Source organism: Lysinibacillus sp. FSL K6-3209, assembly GCF_037976175.1.
Lineage (GTDB): Bacteria > Bacillota > Bacilli > Bacillales_A > Planococcaceae > Lysinibacillus > Lysinibacillus sphaericus_D.
In genome coordinates this window covers 1,316,354-1,329,248 of the sequence record NZ_CP150264.1, presented here as the reverse complement: position 1 = coordinate 1,329,248, position 12,895 = coordinate 1,316,354, and the positions used below count along the sequence as shown (strand labels likewise).

Annotated in this window: 12 protein-coding genes; 1 reads left to right on the top strand and 11 read right to left on the bottom strand. The window is 36.2% G+C overall.

The features are described 5' to 3' along the window. Nucleotides 1-46: 46 nt before the first annotated feature. A complete protein-coding gene (locus MHH88_RS06205) occupies nt 47-697 on the bottom strand; it encodes a recombinase family protein (RefSeq protein WP_339263004.1) in 651 nt (216 codons plus the stop codon). Beyond that, nucleotides 697-1,011 carry a LysM peptidoglycan-binding domain-containing protein gene (locus tag MHH88_RS06200; RefSeq protein ID WP_339261873.1) on the bottom strand — a complete coding sequence of 105 codons (315 nt, stop codon included), beginning with the start codon at nt 1,009-1,011 and terminating at the stop codon, nt 697-699. The genes MHH88_RS06205 and MHH88_RS06200 overlap by 1 nt, the downstream gene beginning before the upstream one ends. A 166-nt stretch (nt 1,012-1,177) precedes the next feature. Here MHH88_RS06200 and lexA point away from each other — a divergent pair, with 166 nt between their 5' ends. Beyond that, nucleotides 1,178-1,795, top strand: coding sequence for a transcriptional repressor LexA (gene lexA, locus MHH88_RS06195; protein WP_024361531.1), 618 nt, complete (start codon nt 1,178-1,180; stop codon nt 1,793-1,795). 41 nt (nt 1,796-1,836) lie between these two features. Here the strand turns inward: lexA and MHH88_RS06190 are convergent, their stop codons facing one another. The 9 genes from MHH88_RS06190 to MHH88_RS06150 form a co-directional block, all read right to left on the bottom strand. Continuing rightward, nucleotides 1,837-2,559, bottom strand: coding sequence for a gamma-glutamyl-gamma-aminobutyrate hydrolase family protein (locus tag MHH88_RS06190; RefSeq protein ID WP_339261871.1), 723 nt, complete (start codon nt 2,557-2,559; stop codon nt 1,837-1,839). A 20-nt stretch (nt 2,560-2,579) separates the two neighbouring features. Beyond that, nucleotides 2,580-3,332: a prepilin peptidase gene (locus tag MHH88_RS06185; protein WP_339261869.1), complete on the bottom strand. Its 753-nt coding sequence runs from the start codon at nt 3,330-3,332 to the stop codon at nt 2,580-2,582. Nucleotides 3,333-3,615: 283 nt separating this feature from the next. Next, nucleotides 3,616-5,706, bottom strand: a complete 2,091-nt coding sequence (locus MHH88_RS06180; RefSeq protein WP_339261867.1) for a DUF2339 domain-containing protein — start codon at nt 5,704-5,706, stop codon at nt 3,616-3,618. 92 nt (nt 5,707-5,798) lie between these two features. Beyond that, nucleotides 5,799-6,050, bottom strand: a complete 252-nt coding sequence (locus MHH88_RS06175; RefSeq protein WP_024361536.1) for a phage holin — start codon at nt 6,048-6,050, stop codon at nt 5,799-5,801. Between the two features lie 450 nt (nt 6,051-6,500). Next, nucleotides 6,501-7,184: a 4'-phosphopantetheinyl transferase superfamily protein gene (locus MHH88_RS06170; protein ID WP_339261866.1), complete on the bottom strand. Its 684-nt coding sequence runs from the start codon at nt 7,182-7,184 to the stop codon at nt 6,501-6,503. An 84-nt stretch (nt 7,185-7,268) separates the two neighbouring features. Continuing rightward, on the bottom strand, nt 7,269-8,072 hold the full coding sequence (locus MHH88_RS06165) for an ABC transporter ATP-binding protein (protein ID WP_339261865.1): 804 nt from the start codon (nt 8,070-8,072) through the stop codon (nt 7,269-7,271). Between the two features lie 33 nt (nt 8,073-8,105). Further along, entirely contained in the window at nt 8,106-10,460 is a 2,355-nt protein-coding gene (locus MHH88_RS06160) for an FtsX-like permease family protein (RefSeq protein WP_339261863.1), read from the bottom strand. Nucleotides 10,461-10,512: 52 nt separating this feature from the next. Next, nucleotides 10,513-11,838, bottom strand: a complete 1,326-nt coding sequence (locus tag MHH88_RS06155) for an MFS transporter (RefSeq protein WP_069509910.1) — start codon at nt 11,836-11,838, stop codon at nt 10,513-10,515. 293 nt (nt 11,839-12,131) lie between these two features. Next, nucleotides 12,132-12,890 (bottom strand): thioesterase domain-containing protein, encoded by a 759-nt coding sequence (locus MHH88_RS06150; protein ID WP_339261861.1) that lies wholly within the window; start codon nt 12,888-12,890, stop codon nt 12,132-12,134. Nucleotides 12,891-12,895: the final 5 nt, after the last annotated feature.

Here is a 12,895-nt window from a genome sequence, read left to right as displayed (position 1 = left end):
TCAAGACTAGAATAAAAAAAGACTAGCAGTGCAAATTATTTGCCTGCTAATCTTTCTTGTGTTCTTGATAGCGCCTATGTACGGTTGCTTTACTAACTTCGAAGCCGAGACCTCTCATTGTCATTGCAATTTCTTCAAAAGTAAAGCCTCGGTTTCGCAACTTCACAATTTCTTCTATCGGTACTTCCTTGCGCTCCTGACCATTTGGATTGCCACGATTGGACAAGTTATTTTCTGGCCGATAGCCATTTTCTACTGCTCGACGCATACCGCGGCGAATTTTCGCATTATGAATTTTACGCTGATACTCCTCTACAATCGCTAATATTTCAAGCAACATCGTGTCCATCTCATTTAATTGGACAGGCCCCCCATCACGCATCGAAAAAACATCTGTTTCTGTTTTTTGCAATAAATGGAGTACAGCCATTCGGGCATTCCCACGCCCTAAACGTGTTTCATCTTGTACAAATAATGCTTGAATTTCGTTTTCTTTAATAAAATCGAGCATCTCAAGTAAACCTTCGCGTTCCACATCATACCCACTATGTTTGTCCTGAAAAACCTGTATCACTTCATAGTTTTGTTCCTTTGCATAACGCAGCAATTCTTCTTGTTGTCGTTCTAATGAAGAACTTTGGGTCTCTTTTTCCGTGCTAACCCGGCAGTAAAGTACAGCCGTTCGTTTTTTATTCATCATTTTCCACTTCTCGCAATTTCAATAGAATTGGTGGGCTTCGTATTGTCACCCACTACTGGTATAACGAGCGATTTCCCTGCAACAATATTAACGCTATGTAATTCGTTCTCGGCTTTCACTAGTTTAATCCAGTCATCCGTACCCATTTTACCACGGTATTGTTCGGCTAACGACCATAAGCTATCGCCATGCTCTATATGAATTTCAGTGTACGTAATATCTCCAGGATCAGTTATAAAAAGATAACTTGCAAATAATAAAATTACGCCCAATAAAATTGAAATATGTGTATTTTTTTTAAACCAATTCATGCATCATATCCCCTTTTTTAGAATGTTTGTTCGGAATGTATGTTCTTATAATAAAGCGAACAAACGTTTTTGTCAAACACTTTTCGAACCTATGTTTGCATAAGTGTTCGCATTCTGCTATACTATCTAGTAAGAAGAATGATATGAAAAAAAGAGGTGAGCAATCATGAAAAAAGTTTCGAAAAGACAAGAAGACATACTGGCGTTTATCAAAGAAGAAGTACGCGCAAAGGGCTATCCACCATCTGTACGTGAGATTGGTGAAGCAGTTGGACTTGCATCAAGCTCAACAGTTCATGGACATTTAGCTCGTTTAGAGCAAAAAGGCTTTATTCGACGAGATCCTACTAAACCGCGTGCAATTGAAATTTTAGAGCCTGAGGATTCAATTCAAAAGCAAAGTGTTATCCATGTACCACTTGTAGGGAAGGTTACTGCTGGATCACCAATTACAGCGATTGAAAATATCGACGAATATTTCCCTTTACCGGATATTTACGGGACAAGCGAAGATCAGTTATTTATGTTAGAAATCATGGGTGAATCGATGATTGAGGCAGGAATTTTTGACGGGGACTTAGTCATCGTCAAGCAAAAAGCTACAGCCGATAACGGTGATATCGTCGTAGCCATGACCGAAGAAGATGAAGCAACTGTCAAACGCTTCTTTAAAGAAAAAAATCATTTCCGCTTACAACCAGAAAACGCTACAATGGAACCGATTATTGTAGACCAAGTTTCGATTTTAGGACAAGTTGTCGGCTTATATCGCCGTGTACATTAATGCATTCTTATACTAATTCCACGACAAAAGAGAAGCATTCACTATGCTTCTCTTTTATATAACATGCTCGCTTTAACGAAAGCTGAAAAAAGTTTTTGCGCAGCAATATCTCCTACAATTGCCTGTTCTTCTGGGTGCCACTGAACTGCCAGACAAAACGGAAAATCTTCATGGACCACTGCTTCGACTAGACCGTCACTCGATTTTGCTGCAACGACTAGCTTCTCCGCTAAGACATTTACTGCTTGATGATGAAAGGAATTAACAGCAATTTTTTCTTCTTCAATAATTGTTTTTAACAATGTATGGGGTGTTATGTGAACATAATGTGTGGCAACACCACGAGCCGCTTGTTGTGCATGTTTTAGCAGCTTACTACTATGATATTCACTATCAACATCTTGGTATAACGTTCCACCCAATGCAACATTGAGCATTTGAATACCACGACAAATACCGAATATCGGCATTTTCCTTGTAAAGGCTGCGTTAAGTAAAGCCAGCTCCACCTTATCTCTTTCTGGGTGTATCTGTCCTAGCTTTGGCAAAGGTTCAGCACCAAATTCAAATGGATGAACATCGTGCCCACCCGATAAAAGTAAACCATCCGTTAACGATAGAATTTGTGCCGCATCTTCCTCTACCCCCAGCGGAATAATAAGTGGGATGCCACCAGCTTCAATAATGCTATTGCTATAGGCTACATTTAATCTCGATGATAAATCGTCTTCCGCAAACGCCGTTATACCTATAATTGGTTTCATCTATCTATCTCTCTCCTTCCTTACCATAATCCTACATACCACTGTACTATGACATTTCCATAGAAATACACTATAACCGCCGCTAGTGCGATGGAAGGGCCAAATGGAATCGGCGTTTTTCTACCTTGCTGCCGCACTTGAAGCACAATTATACCGACAACCATTCCAATGAAGGCTGCTATAAATAATGTCAATAGTGTGTTGATTGTCCCTAATACAAGGCCAAGTAAAAAGAATAATTTTATGTCGCCGCCACCTATCCCGCCACGCGACACAACTGCGATACTATATAATATGCCAAAGCCAAAGACAGCACCTACAATACTATCCCACCACGGCGTTAAAGGTGCTAGCATACGCCCAATCACTAATAATGGCAAAAAGCACAAGAGTACTTTATCCGGCATAAGCATATAGGCAATATCCGATACAACAACAATCGCCAATAATGAAATTAATAATAAAGCTACGATAAATTCTTCACTAAATCCAAATTGCCAATACGAAAAGGTAAATAATATCCCTGTTAACAGCTCTATTAGCGGATAAATCCATGAAATTTTTTGCCCACAGCTACGACATTTGCCTCTTAAAACTATATAGGACAATACCGGTATTAAATCTTTAGGCGTCAATTGCCTCTGACAAGTCGTACAGTGTGATGGTGGTTGGATTAGCGACTCCTTCATCGGCACACGTAAGCCTACCACATTAAAAAAAGAACCAAATACAAGCCCAAATACGAATACAAGTATTGTATAAGCCATTTCCATTTTTATTACCTCCTAAACTAACATAGCGCTTATTGTCCATTATCAAAAGGTTGTGACCCCGACGGTCGCGGAAATAGTAAACTCTACATTTTTCTGGTGTTTCTGACTCGTGTTTGAATTCAATACAAGTGAACTGTAATGATAAAATTCTACAGCTTCTATCCATGTTCCTGTTACCTTCATATAGAAATGGCACGTCTTTGGGGCACTTTTTTATGGACAAAAATTTTCACGGTAAAATAAAAGACCATTTACTAGTCACACTAGTAAACAGTCTTTATTTTTATTTCCTCAACAATCGGCCAGACAGTAGCATGCCGATGCCACCGATTGAGATGAAAAGTATTGCACGTATTAATAAATCGAGTGCGGATAAGTCAAAGAAAATTAGTTTTATAAAGGCGATGGCTAATATGACAAAGCCGGAAAGTCGCAGTATTCGTAAGTGACGTACCACGCCGAGCCATAATGATAGGCTTGCCGTTAGGAATAACGTAATTGTTGTTAGTGCAATGCTAAGCTTCCAATCTAGTAAGTCGTTATAAGCAAGTTGTGACACAAGACCACATACTGCTAGCATCGCACTTACTACACCTACACTAACAATGGCATCTAAAAATTTCGGCATATAGTCTTGATAGATTCGATAAATACGTCCCTTCATGAGCAAATCAAGGATGATGGCCTTAATCGTAGCAATGAAGGTTAACCGTGTCATAATATTGAGCCATTCAATCCCTTGTATATTAGAAGGAATAATGCTTAACATAAATGTAAATAACAAGAATAATACAGTCAGCACTGGCGTTAATGCCCGCCCTTTAAATGCTACTGGTAGCAACAGTGACCCTACAAACAACAATACAATGCTGATACTCATTAGATGCGGGGTATTACTAGGACTTACAATATAAACACTATCCAACTTACCTATATAAGCGATAAAGTAACTAGCTGTAATAACTGCTAATAAATCAAGCACATATAAATCTTTCATCCATTTCTCAAAGGCATTTAATGTTTCTTTACGACGTAATGCATACATATAAATAATGAAGAGATATACCCCTGGCATCAATAAGGCGAGATGTTCTATACTAAAAAATGGGGTTGGCTCGTGTATAACAAAGCTAACAATCAGTGCCACGAAAAACCCTATTGAACTGACAACTTTCATCACACTTACTCGAAGTCGTAAGCTCATCATAACGCCTGCAAATAGTATGAATGGAAGAAGTAAATCATCCACTTTTTCTGGTAGATTCATAATCAATAGCGTATTACAAAGTGTAATAAATGCGAGTGTTACGGCACTATCAAATGCCTCCTGCCATTTTTGCTTATAGCCATAACCCGCTATAACTATAAATAACATACATAATCCAAACAGTAGGAGCTCTTTATAGTCAAGTGGACTACTTATCAAGTTCATCATTAGTAAGCTAAAGACCCCTAAACTAAATTGCAATCCAACATAAATGTGCTTCCATTTCGATTCAGCATTATACAAGCGACACCAACTCGTGTAGAAAATAGCAAGTGTCATAAACAAACCTAATGCAAACATTCCTTGGTTATCATTATTCATAAAGGCGACAATACCAATTGCCAAAATTGAGAAAAAAGTAGCGACATACAGCGCAATCTTTTGTTTATGTTGCAGAATAACAAATTGCAACATTGTAAACAGGACAATGACAAAGAATAATATAATGTATGTGCTAAAATCCATGTATTCTAGTAAATACGGTAATAACAATGAGGTAAAGGCGACAAATAAAGTAAGCACCTCATTTTTCTTTAGATAGCTGATGGCTATGCCATAGCCAATGAATAGGATGGCAATAAACAATGCTAATGTTAAACCTAATACATCATATAGCATAGCACCAGCAGCAGTAGTTAATATACCTACGATAAATGCCCCTCCATATAAGGAAATGGTTACAGCTGGTGACCCTAGCTTTCTACGTTCTACTACATAGGCTATGGTTGCTAATGCGATGGATAATAAATAAGCGAGGATGATTTTCACCTCATTTGATAAGTAGCCATAATCACTAACTAGTTTTAACCCCCATAACACGCCCAACACTAAAATAACCATAAATACTTTCGGAAGCGCCCACATAATTTGCTCCTCGATTGAACGCCCTTGTTGTACATTTGTTTTCGGTGTTGGGATTGGCGGAGTTGGTGGCGTTGGCTTTGTTTTTAAGGTTGGTAAGGCTGATTGGACAGTGATGGATTTGTTCATGTTTTGTATCGTTGTTTTTTCTTGTGACTGTTGGTGCTTTAACTCATCCATTTCTCGGCGTAACACTACCATCTCTTTTTCTAGCCTAGCAATTCGCTGCTCCATTTCTAGCGACAATTCATCATCCCCCTTAGCAATTAGAATTTTCTTACATTATATCATATTCACTTTTATTGTAAAATTACACTTTACATAAATATCATTAAATTTTATCGAGGTTTTCGATACATTAAGGCACGTTCACTATCACTAGTACCACTCGTAGTCGGATCGACAACAACCCCCATTAAAACAAGAATCGATAACACTGTATTCAAAATGGACGTTAGTTGCTCACTCATTGCACTTGTTAAATCATAACCAAACAAGGCACCCACTTGTTGAGCGAGTAGTAACAGCATGGAAAATAAAGCTAATAAAAACGGCTTATGCATGAATCGAATCTTCCAGTTAATTCTCATAATTGCTCACCTCCCCCCCTCCTCACCACAGTATATGCACCACGTCACTTGACACATATGCAAAAATATAGCTTTAACGAGGAATAAATGAATGCTTCCTCCCAAATTGTCATTTCACTTTCTATCAACAATAGGCGCTAACGTATCGAAGATTTACATGGATTAATCGGTGATTTACACCGACTTATCAGCGCTTACAACCTTTTCTATGAACTAAAAGTTACAACTTCACATACTATAGAAAGGAACTATTTGATAAAGGGGATGTCAAATGTCTTGTAGGGAAAGACCCGATGTGTGGGACGAAGATGGAAGAGATATTGAGCGTTGGGAAAATGACGGTGGTCGAAGTAATTTTACGAAATACTTCTAAGCGGCTATATAACGGTTTCCAAAATCCTGTAAAAAAAGCAGGCTGTCCTCTAAATGACTAGGACAGCCCGCTAAACATTACCATATATCAATATGATTTAAAGTAACAATGGAAATCGGTGCTTCCGATAACTGCTTGGAACACAAGGCAACGATATGAAAATCATCTAAATCAAATAATTGAAAGCTATACTTCTGTGACAATTGGTTGCTTTCAAACAGTTGTATTGTTTCGGGTTGAATGCAAAACGAAAAAGAATCAAGGGGAATAGTCAATCCTTTTCCCTCAGCTTTTACATAACTTTCTTTCAATGTCCAAAGTTTATAAAAATACTGTATTTGTTTGTCTTTTGGTTGACTTAAAATATCTTGATACTCACTGCTTGTAAAATACGCTTTTGCAATGTCCATTTCTATCATTGCTACTTGTTCTATATCTATTCCAATAGGCGTATCACTCACTGCACATACAACCCAGTCACCTGAATGCGCCAAATTAAAATGAATATGGTCGAAATTTTGAAGGCTAGGCTTACCATATTCATTGATAATGAAATGAATATGGTCATTTGTCATGCCAAAGTCTCTCTTCAAAGAATGACGTAAAAGAACTTCTGCCAATATAGAGCGCTTTTTATCTTCATCAAAGTGGAATTTGCTTACTTTCTCTTTTCTTTCAGCAGAAATCCTTAGCTCAAATTGTTGGAAAATATCTTGATACGCTTTTTCTGTTATTTTTATTGCATATTTATATATCATCATTGTGCCCCATATAAATTTTAATCAGCTGGTCTTTGGATTTCACTTTATAGTATAATTTTGCAACAAGAAATACAAAAGCGTTAATTACTTGGCCATCTTCTCTTCATCCTTGTTGCTATAAGTATCTGTACTTTCCACTATCCATTTCATAATGCTTTCTTCTCTTTCCTTAATATTGTCAACCTTCGCATCAAATTTATTCATTTTCTTAGAAGCGACAATTTTTCCATCTACCATAAATAGAACTCTTTCAGTTTTTGCCGCAACTTTTGCATCATGTGTTACCAGCATAACTGTTGTTCCTTCTTTATTGATTTCTGTTAAAAGTGACATAATCTCTGTCGCTGATTTAGAATCTAATGCGCCTGTCGGTTCATCCCCAAATATAATATCTGGATCATTAATTAATGCCCTACATATCGCGACCCTTTGTAACTGGCCCCCTGAAGCTTGATTAATATTATTATTTTCAAGCGCTGCAATCCCAGTCATTTCTAATAATTTTTTTGCTCTTTTATATACTTTATTTTTATCTGCATCTTTGGATACAAGCGCAGGGAACATAACATTATCAATTAACGAGAGGTTTTTTAAAAGATTTATATTTTGGAATATAAAACCCATATTATTTAATCGGATCTTTGCTAGATTTTCTTCTTTTAGTTTGCCGATTTCATTCCCTTTAAAAAGTACATCGCCAGAGGAAATTCGATCCATACCACTTACATTATATAAAAGTGTTGATTTTCCACTTCCCGATGGACCCATTACGGCAACAAATTCGCCCTCTTTAATTTCTAGATTTACATCTTTTAAAATATGCAGTTCATTGTTTTTTCCTAATTCTACTATTTTGTTAATTCTTGTCGCCTCTAAAATGTTATTCATATCTATTCCTCCATTGCATCGTCTTTCTACTTCTTAACCCTTTAAAATAACAGATAAATCATCTTTTACAGTTACTTTACAGCACACAGATATCGTAATACCAACTACTACTATTAATGCTAAAGGACATAGTAGCCAAGTCTGCCATGCAACGTTTACTAACTCTATTTTCGCAGCGCCCATAGAAGACATCCCCATACTTACAAGATACTCTCCTAAGTAATTTGAAACTAGTACACCTAAGAAGATTCCTACTATTAGTACTAGTAGTGTTCCTGCCATATATTGTTGTTTAATATTATTGGCTGTTAGACCCATACTTCGCATAATAGCGATTTGAGACATATCTTTTGATAATAACATTCTCAGGAATAGGGCTGTAATTAAAACAATAATGATTAATGAAATGGCAATTCCACCGATAACAACCGTGCTCATTTGACCAATAATATTGCCAAGTGTTTGTTGCGTATATTCTTTAATATCATTGACCTGTGCAGAGGCATATTGACTTTGATAATATTCCATTTTTTCCGGAATATTGACATCTTTAGCCACATCCATGTTCACTATATACCAAAGAATCGCATTTTCGTTTAGTTCAAGACTTGTTGTTGCCTTTGCCGTTTTCCCGCCATTTGTAATATCTTGATAGATACCACTTACGGTCATCTTCTTTTCTGCTCCAGCAACCTTTACAATTACCGTATCTCCGACTTTTTTATCTAAGCCATCTTTAGAGGCATTCGCATAAGATAGAGCAATTTCTCCATCCTCTTTCGGCGCATTTCCCTCCAAATAACTTAGTGGAAATACTGAAAAATCACCGGTTTCAATATTTATATAATCCCATGCACCTTCTGCATTTTTAACCTGAAACGAGCCTGTAATATAAGCAGCGTATTTTTCAATATCTGGATCATTTGCTAACTCTTCTTGCAATTTTTTATAATCTTCTGAAATCGTATCTGTTTTTCGAAGGTCAATCCTCATATCAGATTTCCCTACACCCATATAAGTAGAGAATTCCGGTGAATTCATTGTGTTATATACACTTATTGGAAGGATGATAATAAATGTACAGATAACAAATATAACGATAAGTAATCTATATAATTTGAAACGCTTAAATACATCTCTAATACCCATATAAATATTGGTACTGAAAAATTTATTTTTTAGCAGGGAGAAGCTATATTTTTTATTCTTACCACGTTGCATAATATCTGAACGAAGTGCTTCTACAGCAGAAATCTTATCAATTCTTTTTAGCACTTTCTTGAAATACAGCGTAATGATGAAATAAACAAATAATGGAGCTATAAGGGAAAGTACATATTTCAAGTTACCTGATAAATCAGAAGATATGTAAAGTCTCATATTCCCCGTAAACAGATTAACAACTACAAAGGACAGTAAATATCCCACAATACCCGCAACTACAGATATAGCTCTATACTTATTAAGATATACCTTTTTAATATCTTTCTTAGAGATTCCGATCGCTTTCATTACACCGATCTCTCTTAAATCCTCATCAATCGTTGCTAAGAATGTAAGTCGAATACAAAGCGCAGCAATAATAATAAGCAAAATACTAATCAGTATAATAACCATTGCTACAATCGTATCTGACATTGCATTAAATATTAAGAATATTTTCCCACCAACTGTAGGTCCATTTGCTGGAAGACCTGCATCAATATATGCTGTCTGAACAGCTTGAGCATCGCCAGTTTCATGTAGTTTGAATTGAATTAAATATTCGCGTTCGCCTACTTGATTTACCAACATTTCATTATAATCAGATTGATTGATAACAAAACGTTTGGACGAAGTAAGCGAAGAATTCATCTCATAGTCTCGGGCATAATCTGAAATGGTAAATTCCTTTTCATAATCGCCTCTTTTCACCGTAATCGTTTCGCCAACTTTTAAGTCATATTGTTGCATAAAGTAAATAGGAACTGCTACAGTACCTTCTTTTACGTCCAACTTGTTGTTGTTTAGATCCAATATATAGTCAAAATTTTTATTTTGAACAACAAATGATATGTCCTGTACAGTACCTGCCATTGTATTGTTGTTTCCAAAATGTATATTGTTTCCATCTAAAGTGAGAAGAACCATCGTTTCCTGCATTGCAATATGTTCACGTTGTTCTTCTGTAAAATTATCAATATCCCGCTGATTATAATCTCCTGCATGCATCTGCGTGATATCAGCCGGGTGTGCTCTTTCTTGCAGTTCTGACATTGACTGCGTTAAATTTGCAATGATATTTGTTGCACTAGCTCCTAAAATTACTGCCATCGTTATAAATACAAATATTGTTGCAGTAACAATTTTCTTTCTGTAGCAATCATTCTTTACCATTTTCAGAAACAAAGCTATTCCTCCTTCATCTAACTACACGACGTACCTATTTATTAAATTCTTCTTATTGAACTGACTGCCCAGTTGGTATTAGCTCAGTATCTTTTTGTTTTTCCATTTCTCGAATACCTTTAGATTTTGAAACAAATAATGCCGTAATTATTAGCCCTACTCCAGAAAGAATGATTAAAAAACCAATTCCCCTAGTTTCACCAGTACCTATAATTTTTCCAACAGTATTTGCTAGAACGCCACCTTCAACTAATGCTGGGTTAAATACGTAATCGGCCAGAACACCTGCAATAACGTAAGCAACGACGAAACCTATTTGTGATATTAAAGAAATAAGTCCCCATGCTCTACCTTGCTTCTCATTGTCTATCGATTTTCGTATTAAAACATCAATACATGTCGTTGCAAATGGCAATGAAGCAAAGAATAAAAATCCGGAAATAATAATAACTGGGATACTTGTTGTGGCGCCGAATCCTGCCATCGTTATACCAGATACAATAAAACTAACGACCATTACCTTTACAAAATTTCTTTTGATGATTCCCGTACCGATTAAAATACTGGATACCATCATACCGCATGCTACAACTGTCTGAAGTATTCCGGTTGTTTTCTCACTCGCAAATGATAAAATCATCGGTTTTGATAGTACTTGAATAATCCCCATATAGAACATTAAAACAGAGACCAGTACTATAAGAAGCATAACCCCTTTTGATTCTACAATAATTTGCCAGCCTTCTTTTAAATCTTTGAAAAAGTCTAAATCTTTTTTCTCCAAAGGCTTTACCGAAAGAGATTTTCTTACAAAAAGAATTGTGGAAACTGTTATAACAAGTGTCAAAATATCAATGATAATAATTAATTCCATACTGTAAAATGCTAAAATTAGACCACCAATAATTGGTGAAATCAAAAATTTAGAAGAGGAAGCAATCCCCACCATACCACTTGCCTTTGCATATTCATCCTCTGATAGTAAATCCGTTAGTGTTGCTTTATACGCTGGATCTAATAATGATGCGAAGGCTGAACTAAATCCTACACAAAGACAGATTTGCCACACTTGAATATTTCCTGTATTCATTAGCACTAATAACAAAACGAGTCCCAACCCTGAGACACAATCACCAATAATCATAAGGAGTCTTCTGTCAAATCGATCTGCAAGAACTCCTGCAGCCGGACTGAATAAAATCATGGGTAGTAGCGCTGCCATCTCAACCATAGCAACATCCAATGCGGATTTCGTAAGTTGCCAAACGTATACGCCAAGACCAAAGGCAGTCATACCAGTACCGATATTAGATATCAGCTCCCCCATCCAGATGACCAAGAATTTTTTAAACCCTGCATCTGTCTTTACGTCATTCATAATTCGAGTCCTCCTTCTTTTAAAAATTCACTCCAATATTATTTTACAATTTTATCCGTTAAATAACACATATATATTTGAAATTTTTTAATTTTTTTCCATAATCTAATACTTTTTCATATGTAAAAACAACTTCGATTTCAGTTTGTCATTTTCAAGTTTTATTGTTATGCAAGTATCCCTCTTTTTATTTCCGTAAAGCATTCCTCTTTCCGTCTGCGACACTCTGTTTATACAAGGTGCACTATTCAATTCCCAGATCTAAAATTCCTTAGACCTGGGAAGAACAGTAACTACTTGCCCTTAAGTTCTAACACTTCTAAGTTAAGAAACTGATTAATGTACTCGACAACTTCCTTTTCGAAATTATGAATAAACATATGCTCTGCATTTTCAATAGAAGTTACATTTAAATCTTGAACAAGGTAATCATTCCACATAATCGCTGAACGAATATTCTCTGATTTATCATTTTCTCCCCATAACAAATGTGTTTCGATATCAATTTTTTTGTATGGCGCTTTTGCTGAAGATTCTAAAATGCCATAATCAGCGCGAAATATGGGGAGCATAATATTCATTAACTCTTTGTCTTGTAATACAGCCTCTGGCATACCACCATAAACCTGTATTTGCTTTATCAAGTCCTCATTACTAAACTTGCTATACTGTTTATTTGCAAAACTGGATGGTGCAACAGAAGCAGATAATATTAATGTTTTTGGAAGAACTTTTTCCTGGTTTTGAAACATTCTTTCCAACAAAAAATATGAAACTACGCCACCCATGCTATGCCCCAAAAATACGCTTCCTGGGCGAATAATCTTTGATATCTCCTGATAATATAACGAAATTAGCTCATGAATATCACTAATTAATTCAAGTTGAGAACCAAAATGTCCAGGAGGATTCGCCACCCATATTTCAACATCCTCTGGCATTGCACGCACAATTTCATTGAATGAGTTGACATAGCCTCCTAGATAAGGAAAACAAATTAACTGCCCCTTACTACCTTCTTTGGATTTGAAAAATGTTTTTAGCTCCATCATGATAT